A 15,630-nucleotide genomic window follows, 5' to 3' on the forward strand; every position below is an offset into this window, starting at 1 on the left:
CGCTCGGATACGACATTTGATCTGTGATGTGGAACCAGTGGCTTTTTGCGAATCGAGGTTGAGCGACATGCATGAATTGATTCTCGGTGGCGCCCGCTCCGGCAAGAGCCGGTTGGCCGAGCGGCTGGCCGAGGCGTCGGGGCTGGAGGTGACCTATATCGCCACCAGCCAGGCGCTGGATGGCGAAATGAGCAGCCGCATCCTGCAGCACCGCCAGCGCCGCCCGCCGCAATGGGGGCTGGTCGAGGAGCCGCTGCAACTGGCCCGGGTGCTGCGCGAGCGGGCCACGGCGCAGCGCTGCCTGCTGGTCGACTGCCTGACCCTGTGGCTGACCAACCTGCTGCTGCTGGACGATACCGAGCGTCTGCAGCAGGAGCGTGATGCCTTGCTGGCCTGTCTCGACGAGCTGCCGGGACGCCTGATCCTGGTGAGCAATGAGAGCGGCCTCGGCGTGGTGCCGCTGGGCGAGCTGAGCCGCCGCTATGTGGACGAAGCCGGCTGGCTGCATCAGGCCCTGGCCGCTCGCTGCCCGCGGGTGGTGTTCTGCGTGGCCGGCTTGCCCATGGTGCTCAAGGGAGCGGCGCTATGACCCTCGATTGGTGGCACAACGCCTGCCAGCCGCTGGACCCGGTCGCCCGGCGCAAGGCCGAAGCCCGCCAGCGGCAGTTGACCAAACCGAGCGGTTCGCTCGCCCAGCTGGAGCAACTGGCGATTCAGCTCGCCGCCTTGCAGGGGCGTGAGCGCCCCGGCGTCGAGCGGCTGTGGATCGCCATCTTCGCGGCCGACCATGGGGTGGTCGCCGAGGGCGTGTCGGCCTATCCCCAAGCCGTGACCGGGCAGATGCTGCGCAATTTCGTCGGTGGTGGCGCGGCGATCAGTGTGTTGGCGCGGCAGTTGGGCGCGACCCTGGAGGTCACCGACCTGGGCACGGCGCTACCGCTGGAGCCGCTGCCGGGCGTGCGTCACCTGCAGGTCGGCGCCGGCACGCAGAATTTCCTACGCGGCCCGGCGATGACCCCGGCCCAGGCGCTGATCGCCTTGCAGGCCGGGCGCGACAGCGTGATCCGCGCGGCTGGCGAGGGCGCCGAGTTGTTCATCGGCGGGGAAATGGGCATCGGCAATACCACCTCGGCGACGGCCCTGGCCTGCGCCCTGCTGGGCTGCCCGGTGGCCGATCTGGTGGGGCCGGGTACCGGTCTCGATGCCCGTGGCGTGCAACGCAAGAGCGAGGTGATCGAGGCGGCGCTGGCCTTGCACCGCGAGGCCGCCGGGCAACCCGTGGAAATCCTCCGGCGCCTCGGTGGTTTCGAGATTGCGTCGTTGACCGGCGCCTACTTGGCGTGCGCCCAGCAAGGCGTGGCGGCGCTGGTCGACGGCTTCATCTGCAGTGTGGCGGCGTTGCTGGCCGTGCAGTTGAACCCGGCTTGCCGCGACTGGCTGCTGTTCGCCCACCAGAGCGCCGAGCCCGGCCATCGGCGGGTACTGGCCGAGCTGCAGGCGCGGCCTTTGCTGCAACTGGGGTTGCGCCTGGGCGAGGGCAGTGGCGCCGCCATGGCCGTGCCGATACTGCGTCTGGCCTGTGCCCTGCACAACGACATGGCGACCTTCGCCGAGGCCGCGGTAGCGGATCGCCCGTCGTGACCGTGCAACTGCACCTGCTGCGGCATGGCGAGACCGAACAGGGCGGTGGCCTGCGCGGCAGCCTCGACGATGCCCTGACCGCCGTCGGCTGGGCCCAGTTGCGGGCCGCCGTGGGCGAGCATGAGCGCTGGGATCGGCTGGTCAGTTCACCCTTGCAGCGCTGCGCGCGCTTCGCCGAGGAAGTGGCCGGGCAGCGGCGACTGCCATTGCGCTACGAGGCGGATCTGCAGGAGTTGCATTTCGGCGCCTGGGAAGGCCGCAGTGCGGCGCAATTGATGGCCACCGACGCCGAGGCGCTGGGCCGCTTCTGGGCCGATCCCTATGCCTTCACGCCGCCCGACGGCGAGCCGCTGGCAGCCTTCGAAGCGCGGGTGCTGGGCGCCTTGCAACGCCTGCAGGCCGCGCATGCGGGCGAGCGCCTGCTGCTGATCACCCATGGCGGCGTGATGCGTCTGCTGCTGGCGCGGGCCCGGGGCCTGCCGCGTCAGGACCTGCTGCAGGTAAGTGTCGGTTACGCCGAGTCGTTCCGTCTGCGCCTGGGCGCCGACGGCTCCCTGCTGGAGTTGCCATGACACCATTCTGGATCGCCCTGCAGTTTCTCACCCGCCTGCCGGTGCGTCTGGCCGCCAGGCCGACGCCGCAACAGCTGGGCCAGTCGCTGCTCTGCTATCCCCTGGTGGGCGTGGTGATCGGGCTGTTGCTGCTGCTTCTCCAGGCTGTGACGGCATCCGCGCCATTGCCCCTGCAGGCGGCGTTGCTGCTCGCTCTCTGGGTCGGGTTGACGGGGGCGCTGCACCTGGACGGTCTGGCCGACAGTGCCGACGCCTGGGTCGGCGGCTTCGGCGACCGCGAGCGTACCCTGGCGATCATGCAGGACCCGCGCAGCGGGCCCGTGGCCGTGGTGGTGCTGGTCCTGCTGCTGCTGCTCAAGTTCGCGGCGTTGCTGGCGTTGCTCGAACGCGGTGAATACCTGGCGTTGCTGCTGGTGCCGGTGATCGGCCGGGGCGCGCTGCTGGGCTTGTTCCTGTGCACCCCCTATGTGCGCTCCGGCGGCCTCGGCGAGGCGCTCGCCCAGCATTTGCCCAGGCCGGGGGCGAAGGCGCTGCTGATCCTGCTGGTGCTGGTCGGCCTGCTGTTCGGCGGATTCGGGGTCGTGCTCGTGGTGCTGGTGGCATTCTGGCTGCTGCGTCGGCTGCTGCTGCAGCGCCTCGGCGGTACCACGGGCGATACCGCCGGCGCGCTGCTGGAAGTGCTGGAGTGCACGGCCCTGGTTGCCTTGGTGCTGGTTTAAGCGGCAAGAAAGCGGTTGGGCGCAGTCAGGCGGCCAGCGCCTCGCATTCGTCCACGCAGTGCTGGCAGGCCTGGGCGCATTGCTGGCAGTGCGAATGATCGTGCTTGGCGCATTCCTCGGCGCAGGCCTGGCAGGCCACCGCGCAGAGTCGGCAGAACGCGTCGACCAGGGCGCTGTCGCGCAGCATCAGAGCCTCGGCCAGGCGGCACATGTCGGCACAATCGCGGTCGAGCTGGATACAGGTGCGCATCATCGCCACATCCTCTTCTTCGAGGCAGGCCGCCGCGCAGGTTTCACAGGCAATGGCACAGGCGCTGCAGGCCTGGATGCAGGATGCATAGCGGTTGGACAGCATGATCGTTGCTCCGTGTGGGGTTCCTGCGGTTGACCGGAGACGGCTGGCTCCGTTCGGCTGTTTTTGCCCGCGTGCGGTTGCCAGTCGGATAAAGCGGGTATATACATGTAATCCATGTTGCCTACCGAATGCCTGTGCACCCGCCTGCGTCGCGCCAGTCGTGGCGTCAGCAAACTGTATGACGATGCCCTCAGGGATATCGGGCTGAGCGGTGCCCAGTATTCCCTGCTCAGGCACCTGCAGCGCCTCGAGCGACCGAGCATCACCGACCTGGCCCAGGCCATGGGCCTGGAGCGCAGCACCCTGGGGCGTAACCTGCGCGTGCTCGAAGGCAAGGGCCTGGTGGCCCTGCAGGGCGGCAGCGACCAGCGCAATCGCCTGGTCGGCCTGACCGGGGCGGGCGAGCAGGCCCTGGGACAGGCCTTGAACGCCTGGGAGGCGGTGCAGACACAGTTGAACCAGCGCCTGCAGCCGCGGCACAGGGAGGCGCTGGCCGAACTGCTGGCCAGTCTCGAGTGAACGGTTGTGAGCGTCGATAAATTCCCAACGAAAAAGGACATGCAATGAGCCGCGCAAGGCGTACCAGTCTCTGGCTGATGCTGGGGGCTTCCCTGATTCTCGCCCTGTCGCTGGGAACACGGCATGGCTTCGGGCTGTTCCTGTCGCCGATGAGCGACGAGTTCGGTTGGGGGCGCGGGGTATTCGCCTTCGCCATCGCCTTGCAGAACCTGATCTGGGGCATTACCCAGCCATTCACCGGCGCGCTGGCCGACCGTTTCGGCGCGCGCCGGGCGATCGTCGCCGGCGGCCTGCTGTATGCCCTGGGCCTGGTGCTGATGGGCCTGGCGGACTCGCCCTGGTCGCTGTCGCTGAGCGCGGGCCTGTTGATCGGCATCGGCCTGTCCGGCACTTCGTTCTCGGTGATTCTCGGCGTGGTCGGTCGTGCCGTCGCGGTGGAGAAGCGCAGCATGGCCATGGGTATCGCCGCGGCGGCGGGTTCCTTCGGCCAATTCGCCATGCTGCCGGGCAGCCTGGGCCTGCTCAGCTGGCTGGGCTGGTCGGTCGCGTTGATCGTGCTCGGCCTGCTGGTGGCGCTGATCGTGCCGCTGGCCGCGATGATCGAGGATCGGCCGCTGCCGGTGGCCGCCGGGCATGAGCAGAGCCTGGGCGAGGCGCTGCGCGAAGCCTGCTCGCACTCCGGCTTCTGGCTGCTGGCGCTGGGCTTCTTCGTCTGCGGTTTCCAGGTGGTGTTCATTGGCGTGCACCTGCCGGCCTACCTGGTCGACCAGCATCTGCCGGCGCTGGTCGGCACCACGGTGCTGGCGCTGGTGGGGCTGTTCAACGTGTTCGGCACCTACATCGCCGGCTGGCTCGGCGGCCGCCTGTCCAAGCCGCGCCTGCTCAGCGTCCTGTACCTGGCGCGCGGGGTGGTCATCGCGCTGTTCATCAGCATTCCCTTGAGTACCTGGACGGCCTATGCCTTCGGTGTCGCCATGGGCCTGCTGTGGTTGTCCACGGTGCCATTGACCAACGGCACCGTGGCGACGCTGTTCGGCGTGCGCAACCTGTCGATGCTCGGCGGCATCGTCTTCCTGTTCCACCAGTTGGGCTCGTTTCTCGGCGGCTGGCTGGGTGGCTATCTGTATGACCATACCGGCAGCTACGACCTGGTCTGGCAGATATCCATCCTCCTCAGCGTGCTGGCCGCGGCCCTGAACTGGCCGGTTCGCGAGCAACCGGTCGCGCGCCTGCAGGGCGTTGGCGCGCAGGCGTGAAGGCGTCCGCCTGGCTTGCCGCCGCCCTGGGGCTGGGCGCCGCCTTACTGCTGGCCGTGATTCTATGGGGGTGGCGCCAGGGCGGGCTGGCCCTTTTACAACTGGGCATGAGCCTTTGTTGAGCTAAGCTCTTAGGGTCTGTTGACGTTTCAGCACGACCGCGCCGGAGCCCGTTTTGCCGCGAGGCAAGGCACGAGCCGCGAAGTTTAGCAAGCTAAATGAGCCGGCGAGAAACGCAGCATCGCGGCAAAACGGGCCCGGCCCTGCGGGTTGCGCGAAAAATCTCGCCATGCGTTGTTGGAGGACTTGGCAAGGGAACACTATTCCCGGCGTCCTCCGCCTAGCCTGGCGAGATTTTGCGCAGCAACGCGGCTTGCGCTGAAACGTCAACAGACCCTATCCGATGCTGGAGAGAAACCACCATGTCGCTGCGCCTGCTTGCCGTTCCCCTGACCCTGCTGGCCTTGAGCACACCCGTGCTGGCCGCCGAATGCCCGGCGCTGTTGCAGGGCGAATTGCCCAAGCTGCGCGGCAAGGAGCGCATCGACCTCTGCGGGCAGTTCGCCGGCAAGCCGCTGGTGGTGGTCAATACCGCCAGCTTCTGTGGCTTCGCGCCCCAATTCAAGGGGCTGGAGGCGCTCTATCAGCGCTATCGGGAGCAGGGGCTGGAAGTGCTCGGCGTACCGTCGGATTCGTTCCGCCAGGAATCCAAGGATGCCGAGGAAACCGCCACGGTCTGCTACGTGAATTACGGCGTGACCTTCACCATGAGCGAGACGCAGCCGGTCACCGGCGACCAGGCCATTCCCCTGTTCAAGGAACTGGCCGCGCAGACGGCTGCACCGCGCTGGAATTTCTACAAGTACGTGGTCGATCGCCAGGGCAAGGTGATCGCGCGCTTTTCCAGCAGGACCACGCCGGATGATCCGCAACTGATCGAAGCCGTGGAGCAGGCGATCGCCTCGACGCGATAGAGACCGTCCTGAAAAGATCGAAAGGCTCGATGGCAGGAGCCCCGACCCCGGGGCGAAACGAGGGTGGCCATCCTGAAAAATTCGCGGCGCGACCACCATTCGCTGCGAGGTCTCAGCTCCTACGGGATTGCGGAAAGGCAACGTTCGGGTAGGAGCCCCGACCCGGGGCGAGACGAGGGTGGCCATCCTGAAAAATTCGCGGCGCGACCACCATTCGCTGCGAGGTCGCAGCTCCTACGGGATTGCGGAAAGGCAACGTTCGTGTAGGAGCCCCGACCCCGGGGCGAAGCGATGGTGGCCATCCCGCAAGATTCGCGGCGCGCGCCCATTCGCTGCGAGGTCGCAGCTCCTACGGGATTGCGGAAAGCCTAGGTGCGTGTAGGAGCCCCGACCCCGGGGCGAAGCGATGGTGGCCATCCGGCAAGATTCGCGGCGTGCACCCATTCGCTGCGGGGTCGCAGCTCCTCCGGGATTGCGGAAAGCCAAGGTGCGTGTAGGAGCCCCGACCCCGGGGCGGAGCGATTGCAGCCATTCAGCAAAAATCCGCTCCTGAAGGGCCGGGCGACCGCGATACCGAGTCGATCGCTTGCCAACGTGCACGGCGTCGGCCATGCACGCTGGCGGCTGGCTCAGAAACGGTAGGTCAGTTGCGCGCCCAGGCCGTGGGCGCTGTTCTTGTAGCGGGCATTGTAGGTGCCGCGGGTATCGGTGCTGCGGCTGATGTCGATGTCTTCTTCCTTGAGGTAGGAGTAAGCCAGGTCGAGGGTCATGTCGTCGTTGGGACTCCAGCCGGCGCCAACGCTGAAGATGGTGCGGTCGCCCGAGGGGATGCGCGGCGAGCGGTGGGTATTGTTGGTCGGCGTCTGGTCGATGGCCACGCCCGTACGCAGCACCCACTGCTGATTGAGCTTGTAGGACACGCCGACGGCATGGGCCCAGGTGTCGTGCCAGTCCTGTTCTTCGACGATGGTGCTCAGGCCGGGGGCCAGCAGCCCGCCGACGCCTTCGTTCTCCACGCGGATCTCCTTGAAGCGGCTCCAGCGGGTCCAGGTACTGCCGGCATACAGCGTCCAGGCTTCGTCCAGCTCATGGGTGATGGACAGGTCCACCGACTCGGGGGTGGTCAGGTCGAGGGAGGCATCGTATTTGCCCGCCGAGGTGCCGATCACCGCGCCTGGGCCGGATACGCGGGTATCGCCCTCGAGCTCGTACTTGACCCGCGAATGGTAGGCCAGGCCGACCCGGGTCTGCGGGGTGAACTCGTACAGCACGCCGACGTTGAAGCCTACCGCCACATCGTCGCCCTTGATCTTGACCTTGCCGTCGTTGCTGCCGGGTGGGCCGATGGGGTTGGTCAGCGACGAGGTGAGTTCACCTTCGATATGGTTGAAGGTGGGGCCGAAGCCGACCGACAGCTGGTCGTTGAAGCGGTAGCTCAGGGTTGGCTGCAGGGTAACGACCCGTACGTAGCTCTTGTCCGAGAAGTAGCGGCCCTGGAAGCCGTTTTCATACTCGGTGGCCAGGCCGAAAGGCGCATAGACACCGATGCCGAAGGCGACCTTGTCGTCCAGCGGCTTGACGTAGTAACCCATGGGCACGCCGGTGGTCGGCACCATGTCGCCATCGTTGCTGCCGCCGTTGGGCGTTCCTGCGGCCGTGCTGCTGCTGGTGTTGCTGATATCGCTCTTGGCATGGATGGCGGCCACGCCCAGGCTGATCTGTTCGCGCTTGATCCGCGCCATGCCGGCCGGATTGCCGAATACCGTGGAGGCATCTTCGGCGGACGAGGAGCGGCCGGCGAAGGACATGCCCATGCCTGCCACGCTCTGTTCGTTGAGGGCAAAGCCGCTGGCCAGGCCATAGCTGGAGGTGGATGCAATAGCGATTGCCAATCCGGTCTTTAGGATTCTTGTAGTCACGGGTTACTCCTAGGCGGGTCGAGATTGAGCCTTCGGCTTGCTGACTCCTGGCAAAACCGGAAAGTTCAGGTGTTCACACGATCCTTCGAGGTGGGAGGGCAGGATATAGAGGTTGGCGGCGAATGGCACCGTTGACCGAGCAGTCATTTTTCACGCCGCCACGGCCACACCGAGAATGCAGCGTTGCCAGGCGGCGATGAATTCATCCGGTTTGCCGTGGGGGCGGAAAACCTGCTGCCAGATCAGGGCCTGTGCCGGCAGGTCGTCGGCGCCAGGCAGTTCGGCCATCTGGGTTTCGATCAGCATCCAGGCGATGGCCGTGGCATAGCGCAGGTTGAACGTCAGTTCCAGGTGCGGCGCGCTGAGAAAGGCATGCTGGCTGGCCAGGCCACGGATGCGGCTGGCCAGTTCGGGATCGTGCGCCAGGTGGCGATCCCAGAGCTGCTGGTGACGGGACTCGGCGATGCGGTAAAGGCCGTGTCCGTTGTAGCCGTCCAGGGCCGCCCCCAGCGCCGACTGGCAGGCGGCGGTGCCCAGCAGCAGCGCTTCGGCGGCGATGGACTGGCGCCCCAGGTAGAGCAGCGTGGGGCGGATGACGTGCTGATTCAGTTCGCAGGCGGCGATTCCCATACAGGCCTCGGCAGCAAGTGACCGGTGGGGGAGGGCGTTGGCAGCTATGCTTCTGGAGGTGGTTTCGACCGACTCACGACTGCGGCGAAACCAGCGTTGACCCCACCGGGAGCGGGGTTGGCCGCTCAAGTTGAAGTCTAGCGTTAAGTTGTCGCTGTAAAGGGCTGTTTTTAAATCGTTTGAGGATTTGCATAAAGACCTATATGCCGTCTGGTGCTTACTAGGGGCTGTTGACGCTTCAGCGCAAGCCTCGTTGCCGCGAGCAATCTCGCCAGGCCGGGCGGCGAATGGCGACCATGCCGCGGACTCTGCGGGATGGCCGCAATCGTGTCGCGCCGAGGTTGACGCTCCTATACCCGGTCGGCGGTTTGCCGCGCTAGCGTAGGAGCCCCGCCCGGGGGCGAATGGCATGCGCGGCACCGATATCGCGTTGCGGCCACCATCGATTCGCGCCGGGGGCGACGCTCCTACAAATGGGCACGCTGACTCCGAACGACATGGGAAGGTCTCGGGACGGGACGATATCTACGTCCGACATTTCATGGTTGACGCGACACCGGGGGCACCTTTAATCAGTCGCCGCTGGCGACCGGCCGTTCCGGGTCGGTCACCCATTCGCTCCAGGAGCCGGCATACAGCGGCGCCAGTGGGTAGCCGGCCAGGCTCAGGGCGAACAGATTATGACAGGCGGTGACCCCGGAGCCACAGTACGCCACCAGCTCGCTGGCCGGGCGCTGCTGCAGGTAGGCGGCGAAGCGCTGCCTGAGTTGCGCCGCCGGCAGGAAGCGGCCGCTGCTGTCCAGGTTGTCGGTGAAGGCGGCGCAGTGGGCGCCGGGAATATGCCCGGCGACCGGGTCCAGGGGCTCCACTTCACCGCGAAAGCGCGGCAGGGCGCGAGCGTCGAGCAGCGTCAGATCCGGGGTGTCCAGGCGTTGCTGCAGCTGTCGGGCATCGATGACCAGGCTGTCGTCGGCCCGCTCCTGGAAGTTGCCCGGCCGGGCCGCGGGCGGTTCGACCGGGGAAAGCGCCAGGTCCGCCTCACGCCAGGCCTTGAGACCGCCGTCGAGCAGGTACACGCCATCGCGCTTGCCCAGCCAGGCCAGCAGCCACCAGGCGCGGGCGGCATAGGCGCCCGGGCCGTCGTCGTACAGCACTACCTCGCTGTCGGTATCGAGGCCCCATTCCCGCAAGCGCTGGCCGAGGCGTCCGGCATCGGGCAGTGGATGGCGCCCGCTCACGCCCTTGGTCACCGGCCCGGAGAAATCCTCGTCGAGGCTGGCGAAGCGGGCTCCCGGAATGTGCCCCTCGGCATAGCTGCGCCTGCCGTAGGCGGGGTCTTCCAGCGAGGTGCGGCAGTCGAGGATCAACAGGCCGGGCCGTTGCAGGCGTTCGGCGAGTCGGGGGGCGGTGATCAGTTGAGCGAGGGGCATGGGCTTGTTCCTGGCAGTGCATGGCGACCGTCATCATAGACCGCTGCGCGCGGCGGAAAAAACCGCCCCGCGCCTGATGCCGATCAGATAAGGTTTGAGGCGCGGCAACCACAGCCCATGTAGGAGCGTCGACCCGGCGCGATGCGCTGGCGTCCATGCTGCAACAATCGCGGCATGGCCACGATTCGCCGCGGGGTCGCGGCTCCAACAGGGCCAGGGCAAACCGCCGTTTTGCAGGCCAAACGCTTAACTGACGGGCATTAGTCCCCGCGCCTGTCGATTTCAGGCAACCATCACGCCGAGAGCCACCATGAAACGCTTCATTCTGCTGGATAGCGCACCGATTCCCGGCACCAGCGGTGCCCTTTGTCTGTTCCAGTACGGCGAGGATTTCGTGATCAAGATCGCCGGCGGCGACGGCGGTCAGTTGATGAATACGCGCATGCACGGCTCCGAGGACGCCCTGGCGGCGATTCCCTGCCAGCAGGTGGCGGCCCGCACCGGGGTACGGGTGCTGATCGGTGGCCTGGGCATGGGCTTCACCCTGGCGGCGGCCCTGCAGCACCTGGGCGCCGACGCCGAAGTGCAGGTGGCCGAGCTGGTGCCGGGGGTGATCGAGTGGAACCGCGGCGCACTGGGCGAAAAAGCCGGCAAGCCGTTGGACGACCCGCGTACCCGGGTGCTGCAGGATGACGTCGCCAATCTCCTGCGCGGGGCCGAGCGCGCCTATGACGCGATCATGCTGGATGTCGACAACGGGCCCGAGGGGCTGACCCAGCGTGGCAACGACTGGCTCTATTCGGCGGAGGGGCTGCGCAACTGCGCCCGGGCGCTGCGCCCCGGCGGGGTGCTGGCGGTGTGGTCGGCGAGTGCCGACCGGCGGTTTGCCGAACGGCTGCGCAAGGTTGGATTCCAGGTGCAGGAGCGCCAGGTCCATGCCCATGGCAACAAGGGCACGCGGCACACCATCTGGATCGCCGAGAGGCAGGGCTGAGATCGGGGCGATCACGCTACGCATCCGCTGCAGACCTTCGCCCGGGTAGCCCCTTTTTTTGCGGGCTGCTCGCCGACGAGTTGCGCGAACCCCTGTTGCCCAGCTGCGCCGGGCTGCGCGAGCGCCTGCGTATCGAACCGTTCTGAGGTGGCTCGCCCGCCGATGCAATGGGGCGAGGAATCCGGGGGCGCACGGGATATACTGCGCGGCATTCTGTATGGGAGAGCCGCGTGGCTATCGACATTCTCTGGATTCGCGACGACGCCACTCTGGCGCAACACTGCACGGCCTGGCGCAAGCTGCCTTTCGTGGCCCTGGACACCGAGTTCATGCGGGTCGACACTTTCTATCCGATCGCTGGCCTGCTGCAGGTCAGCGAGGGCGAGCGGGCCTACCTGATCGATCCGCTGCTGATCGACGACTGGTCGGCCTTCGCCGAGCTGCTGCGCGATCCGGCGGTGGTCAAGGTGCTGCATGCCTGCAGCGAGGATCTGGAGGTGTTGCTGCGCCTGACCGGCAGCCTGCCGGCGCCGCTGTTCGATTCGCAACTGGCCGCCGGCTACCTCAACCTCGGTTTCTCCATGGGCTATTCGCGCCTGGTGCAGGCGGTGCTGGCTATCGAGTTGCCCAAGGGCGAAACCCGTTCCGACTGGCTGCAGCGCCCCTTGTCCGAGACCCAGGTCAGCTACGCCGCCGAAGATGTGCTGCACCTGGCCCACCTCTATCTGCGCCTGCAGGAACGCCTGCCCGCCGAGAAGAACGCCTGGGTGCTGGAAGACGGCGCCGAACTGGTCGCCGCGCTTGGCCGCGAGATCGCCCCCGAGGACGCTTATCGCGAGGCCAAGCTGGCCTGGAAGCTGTCCCGCGCGCAACTGGCGGTGCTGCGCGCGCTGTGCGCCTGGCGCGAGCGGCAGGCGCGGGCGCGTAACCAGCCGCGCAACCGCATCCTGCGCGAGCATGCGTTGTGGCCGCTGGCGCGCAGCCAGCCGAGCGATCTGGTGAGCCTGGCGCGGATCGAGGACATGCATCCCAAGACCGTGCGGCAGGACGGCGAGACCATCCTGCAACTGATCCGGGATGCTGCGGCATTGCCCGCCAGCGAGTGGCCGCCGGCCTTGCCCGAGCCGTTGCCGCTGGAAGCCACGGGGTTGCTGAAGAAGCTGCGCGCCGTGGGCCAGCGCGAAGGCGAGCGCCTGGGTATCGCCCCCGAACTGATGCTGCGCAAGAAGACCCTGGAAGCCCTGCTCAAGAGCGGCTATCCGGATGGCCCCTACCACCTGCCCGAGAGCCTGCGTGGCTGGCGCCGTGAATTGATGGGCCAGGCCCTGCTCGACTGCCTGGCCGCCGAAGGAGAACCTGCTTGAAGCGTATCTGCTCCATCTACAGAAGCCCGCGCAAGAGCGAAATGTACCTGTACGTGCTGCGTGCCGATGCGCTCAAGCGCGTGCCGGAGAACCTGCTGAGCGCCTTCGGCCCGCCGATCCACGCCTTCGACATGGTGCTGACGCCCGAGCGCGCCCTGGCCCGCGAGGACATCCACAAGGTACTCGACAACCTCGACCAGCAGGGCTTCCACCTGCAGATGCCACCTCCCGAGGACGATTACATCGAGCACCTGCCGGAAGAGCTGTTGCGCCGTAACGACCCGGTCTGAATCAAGCGAGGAAGCGTCCCATGCGCGTACTGATCGCCGAAGCCGACCACGACCGCTACCGCGAGTTGCTGCAACGGGCCGCGCCGCAGTTGCAACTGGTGGCCGGCAGCGAGCCGGCCGAACTCGCCGGACAGGCGGCCGACTGCCCGGTATGGCTCGGGGAACCGGATCGGTTCGCCGAGCTGTTGCGTGGCGGACTGCGGCCGCAGTGGCTGCAGTCGACCTGGGCCGGCATCACGCCGCTGCTGGCCGACGATCTGCCGCGCGACTACCTGCTGAGCCGCGCCGTGGGCGTGTTCGGCCAGGTCATGGCCGAGTACGTGCTGGGGCACATGCTGGCCCATGAACGGCAACTGCTCTCCCGTCTGCAGGCGCAACGCGAACAGCGCTGGGACAACCGTCAGCCGCGCAGCCTGGCCGGGCGCCGGGTGGTGATCGTCGGCGCCGGCGAGATCGGTGTCGCCGTGGCGGGTTTCCTGCAGCCCTTCGGCGTCGAATTGCGCGGCATCGCCAGCAGCGCGCGAACCCTGGCGCCTTTCGCCGAGGTGGCCGGCCTGCAGGAACTGCCGCGGCTGGCGGCCGAGGCCGACTACCTGGTCAACCTGTTGCCCAATACGCCGGCCACCTGCGATGTCTACGATGCCGCCTTGTTCGCCCGGCTCAAGCCGTCGGCGGTGTTCATCAATGCCGGCCGCGGCACGGCGGTGGTCGACGAGGATCTGGTCGCGGCGCTGGCGCAGCGGCGTCTGGCCGCCGCGGTGATCGATGTCTGCCGCGAGGAGCCCCTGCCTGCCGGGCATCCGTTCTGGACGGCCGATAACCTGTTGCTGACCGGACACAGCGCCGCGCCGACGCCGCCGGCTCGATTGATCGAGCTGTTCTTGGGCAACCTGCAGCGTTACCGCGATGGCACTGCGTTGCAGGGGCAGGTGGATTTCACCCGCGGTTACTGAGCGGCGCTTGTACTGCACTGCCGGCAGTCCTAGACTGCCGGCCTTGTCGCTCCTTATCCCCGTATGTCGCTCATGGCCGCCAAAGTAGAACCCTTCTGGAAACGCAAGACCCTCGGGCAACTCGACGAGCAGGAGTGGGAGTCGCTGTGCGATGGGTGCGGGCTGTGCTGCCTGCAGAAGCTCGAGGACGAGGATGACGGCGCGGTCTACTACACGCGCATCGCCTGCAAGCTGCTCGACCTGAAGACCTGTCGCTGCAGCGACTACCCGCACCGCACCACCTTCGTGCCCGACTGCATCCAGCTCACCCCGGCCCAGGCGGACCAGTTCCAGTGGCTGCCGCCCACCTGCGGCTACCGTCTGGTCAGCGAGGGCAAGGATCTGCCGCTCTGGCACCACCTGGTGTGCGGCGACCCCGAGGCGGTTCATCTCGAGCGTATCTCCCAGGCGGGGCGCATGCTCAGCGAGAACAGCGTGGCCGAAGAGGATTGGGAAGAGCACCTGATCTTTCGCGCCGGCTGAGAGCTGGAATAAGTTATTAAGGATCGCTTAAGCGGGTTGCTGTCTTATACCTTCATCGTGCCTGTGCGGTTGCTGTGCCCCGACCCATGGAACGTTCCGCTTCGTCTGTTCTGGAGTTGCCCCCTATGTCGCTTCGCTGCCTGCTGCTGTCCGTCGTTCTGCTGAGTACCGGTACACCTGTGTGGGCGGCGGAAAGGGTCAATCTCGATTACCGGGTCAAGTTTCTCCCCGAGAGCGACCAGGCCGAGGTCAGCATCAGCCTGGAAAAGGGCGAGCGGGTACGCAGCCTGAATTTCAACCTGGGCGACGAGGGTTATTACAGCGATTTCAGCGCCGACGGCCAGTGGACGCAGACGTCTGCCCAGCGCGGCCTGTGGGTGCCGGCCAAGGGCAAGACCAGGCTGAGCTACAAGGTGCGCATCAGCCATCCGCGCGGCGAGGGCCGTTACGATGCGCGGATGACCGCTGACTGGGCGCTGCTGCGCGGCGATGACCTGATCCCCAGCGCCGTGCTCGATCAGGTCGACGGCACCAACCTGGTGGCGCGTCTGCAGTTCGACCTGCCCAAGGGCTGGCGCAGCGTGGAAACCGGCTGGCCGCGGGTGGGCAAGAACACCTTCCGCATCGACAACAAGCAACGCAAGTTCGACCGTCCCACGGGCTGGATTCTCGCCGGCAAGATCGGCACCCGTCGGGCCAAGCTCGGCGAAACCGACGTGACCATCGCCGCCCCGGTGGGCGAGGGCATGCGCCGCATGGACGTGCTGACCCTGCTGACCTTCGTCTGGCCGGAAGTGCAGGCGGTATTCCCCCGTGACCCGGCCAAGCTGCTGGTGGTGGGCGCTGGCGATCCGATGTGGCGCGGCGGCCTGTCGGCGCCCAATTCCTATTTCATGCACGCCGACCGCCCGCTGGTCAGCGAGAACGGCACCAGTTCGCTGGTGCATGAGCTGGTGCACGTGTTCAGCCGCATCAGCGACACCGATAACAGCGACTGGATCAGCGAGGGCCTGGCCGAGTACTACGCCATCGAGCTGATGCGCCGTGCCGGCGGCCTCAGCGAGGATCGCTACCAGAAGGTGCGCGAGCATCTGATCAAGTGGAGCAAGCCGGTCAAGTCGCTGCGCACCGAGCACTCGACCGGGCCGATCACCGCCCGTGCGGTACTGCTGCTGCAGGAACTCGACCGCGAGATCCGTCAGGCCACCAAGGATGGCCAGCAGCGCTCGCTGGACGATGTCACCCGTGGCCTGATGCGCCTGGACAAGGTCAGCACCAAGGACTTCATCGAGATCAGCGAGAACGTCATGGGGCGCAGCTCCAAGGTGCTGGACAACAGGCTGCTGCGTTGAGCGCCAGCGCGCCTGGCGTGGTACGCAAGCCGGCTTTGCCTTTTTCCCGATGTCCTGGCATATAATGATATTCATTATCATTGGTGCGTCGCTTCAGGGATTCCGTCTCCGTTCTGAAGCGATGCTCGGGGCGAGGGCAT

Annotated in this window: 17 protein-coding genes; 13 read left to right on the forward strand and 4 right to left on the reverse strand. The window is 66.8% G+C overall.

Annotated features, from left to right (window positions below; genetic code table 11):
• Positions 1 to 67 precede the first annotated feature (67 nt).
• The 4 genes from cobU to DNK34_RS09625 are packed head-to-tail and all read left to right on the forward strand — an operon-like array spanning position 68 to position 2,932.
• On the forward strand, positions 68 to 589 hold the full coding sequence (gene cobU / locus DNK34_RS09610) for a bifunctional adenosylcobinamide kinase/adenosylcobinamide-phosphate guanylyltransferase (protein WP_131173798.1): 522 nt from the start codon (positions 68 to 70) through the stop codon (positions 587 to 589).
• A complete protein-coding gene (cobT, locus tag DNK34_RS09615; protein ID WP_131173797.1) occupies positions 586 to 1,641 on the forward strand; it encodes a nicotinate-nucleotide--dimethylbenzimidazole phosphoribosyltransferase in 1,056 nt (351 codons plus the stop codon). Before cobU ends, cobT begins: the two co-directional genes overlap by 4 nt.
• On the forward strand, positions 1,638 to 2,213 hold the full coding sequence (cobC, locus tag DNK34_RS09620) for an alpha-ribazole phosphatase family protein (protein WP_131173796.1): 576 nt from the start codon (positions 1,638 to 1,640) through the stop codon (positions 2,211 to 2,213). The genes cobT and cobC overlap by 4 nt, the downstream gene beginning before the upstream one ends.
• Positions 2,210 to 2,932: an adenosylcobinamide-GDP ribazoletransferase gene (locus tag DNK34_RS09625; RefSeq protein WP_131173795.1), complete on the forward strand. Its 723-nt coding sequence runs from the start codon at positions 2,210 to 2,212 to the stop codon at positions 2,930 to 2,932. The genes cobC and DNK34_RS09625 overlap by 4 nt, the downstream gene beginning before the upstream one ends.
• 25 nt (positions 2,933 to 2,957) lie before the next feature.
• Here the strand turns inward: DNK34_RS09625 and DNK34_RS09630 are convergent, their stop codons facing one another.
• Complete coding sequence (locus DNK34_RS09630) at positions 2,958 to 3,287, reverse strand: four-helix bundle copper-binding protein (RefSeq protein ID WP_131173794.1); 330 nt, start codon at positions 3,285 to 3,287, stop codon at positions 2,958 to 2,960.
• Between the two features lie 114 nt (positions 3,288 to 3,401).
• On the opposite strand from DNK34_RS09630, the gene DNK34_RS09635 reads away from it, so the two are divergent.
• The 3 genes from DNK34_RS09635 to DNK34_RS09650 all read left to right on the forward strand — a co-directional run bounded on the left by DNK34_RS09635 (position 3,402) and on the right by DNK34_RS09650 (position 6,036).
• Positions 3,402 to 3,806: a MarR family winged helix-turn-helix transcriptional regulator gene (locus DNK34_RS09635; protein WP_131173793.1), complete on the forward strand. Its 405-nt coding sequence runs from the start codon at positions 3,402 to 3,404 to the stop codon at positions 3,804 to 3,806.
• Positions 3,807 to 3,883: 77 nt separating this feature from the next.
• On the forward strand, positions 3,884 to 5,062 hold the full coding sequence (locus DNK34_RS09640) for an MFS transporter (RefSeq protein ID WP_411269289.1): 1,179 nt from the start codon (positions 3,884 to 3,886) through the stop codon (positions 5,060 to 5,062).
• Positions 5,063 to 5,484: 422 nt separating this feature from the next.
• A complete protein-coding gene (locus tag DNK34_RS09650; RefSeq protein ID WP_131173790.1) occupies positions 5,485 to 6,036 on the forward strand; it encodes a glutathione peroxidase in 552 nt (183 codons plus the stop codon).
• A gap of 629 nt (positions 6,037 to 6,665) precedes the next feature.
• On the opposite strand, the gene DNK34_RS09655 is transcribed toward DNK34_RS09650, so the two are convergent.
• The 3 genes from DNK34_RS09655 to DNK34_RS09665 all read right to left on the reverse strand — a co-directional run bounded on the left by DNK34_RS09655 (position 6,666) and on the right by DNK34_RS09665 (position 10,015).
• Complete coding sequence (locus tag DNK34_RS09655; RefSeq protein ID WP_131173789.1) at positions 6,666 to 7,955, reverse strand: OmpP1/FadL family transporter; 1,290 nt, start codon at positions 7,953 to 7,955, stop codon at positions 6,666 to 6,668.
• Positions 7,956 to 8,105: 150 nt separating this feature from the next.
• Positions 8,106 to 8,585 (reverse strand): hypothetical protein, encoded by a 480-nt coding sequence (locus DNK34_RS09660; protein WP_131173788.1) that lies wholly within the window; start codon positions 8,583 to 8,585, stop codon positions 8,106 to 8,108.
• 572 nt (positions 8,586 to 9,157) lie between these two features.
• On the reverse strand, positions 9,158 to 10,015 hold the full coding sequence (locus DNK34_RS09665; protein ID WP_131173787.1) for a sulfurtransferase: 858 nt from the start codon (positions 10,013 to 10,015) through the stop codon (positions 9,158 to 9,160).
• 310 nt (positions 10,016 to 10,325) lie between these two features.
• Here DNK34_RS09665 and DNK34_RS09670 point away from each other — a divergent pair, with 310 nt between their 5' ends.
• The 6 genes from DNK34_RS09670 (at position 10,326) to DNK34_RS09695 (ending at position 15,490) form a co-directional block, all read left to right on the forward strand.
• A complete protein-coding gene (locus DNK34_RS09670) occupies positions 10,326 to 11,009 on the forward strand; it encodes a spermidine synthase (RefSeq protein WP_131173786.1) in 684 nt (227 codons plus the stop codon).
• A 230-nt stretch (positions 11,010 to 11,239) separates the two neighbouring features.
• The gene (gene rnd / locus DNK34_RS09675; protein ID WP_131173785.1) at positions 11,240 to 12,373 is read left to right on the forward strand and encodes a ribonuclease D; all 1,134 of its coding nucleotides are present in this window, start codon (positions 11,240 to 11,242) and stop codon (positions 12,371 to 12,373) included.
• Positions 12,370 to 12,663 carry a YcgL domain-containing protein gene (locus tag DNK34_RS09680; protein WP_131173784.1) on the forward strand — a complete coding sequence of 98 codons (294 nt, stop codon included), beginning with the start codon at positions 12,370 to 12,372 and terminating at the stop codon, positions 12,661 to 12,663. The genes rnd and DNK34_RS09680 overlap by 4 nt, the downstream gene beginning before the upstream one ends.
• A 20-nt stretch (positions 12,664 to 12,683) precedes the next feature.
• A complete protein-coding gene (locus tag DNK34_RS09685; RefSeq protein ID WP_131173783.1) occupies positions 12,684 to 13,616 on the forward strand; it encodes a D-2-hydroxyacid dehydrogenase in 933 nt (310 codons plus the stop codon).
• Positions 13,617 to 13,688: 72 nt separating this feature from the next.
• Positions 13,689 to 14,138 carry a YcgN family cysteine cluster protein gene (locus DNK34_RS09690; RefSeq protein WP_131173782.1) on the forward strand — a complete coding sequence of 150 codons (450 nt, stop codon included), beginning with the start codon at positions 13,689 to 13,691 and terminating at the stop codon, positions 14,136 to 14,138.
• A 125-nt stretch (positions 14,139 to 14,263) separates the two neighbouring features.
• On the forward strand, positions 14,264 to 15,490 hold the full coding sequence (locus tag DNK34_RS09695) for a hypothetical protein (RefSeq protein ID WP_131173781.1): 1,227 nt from the start codon (positions 14,264 to 14,266) through the stop codon (positions 15,488 to 15,490).
• The last annotated feature ends 140 nt before the right edge of the window (positions 15,491 to 15,630 follow it).

Source organism: Phytopseudomonas dryadis (genome assembly GCF_004327355.1).
Classification (GTDB): domain Bacteria; phylum Pseudomonadota; class Gammaproteobacteria; order Pseudomonadales; family Pseudomonadaceae; genus Aquipseudomonas; species Aquipseudomonas dryadis.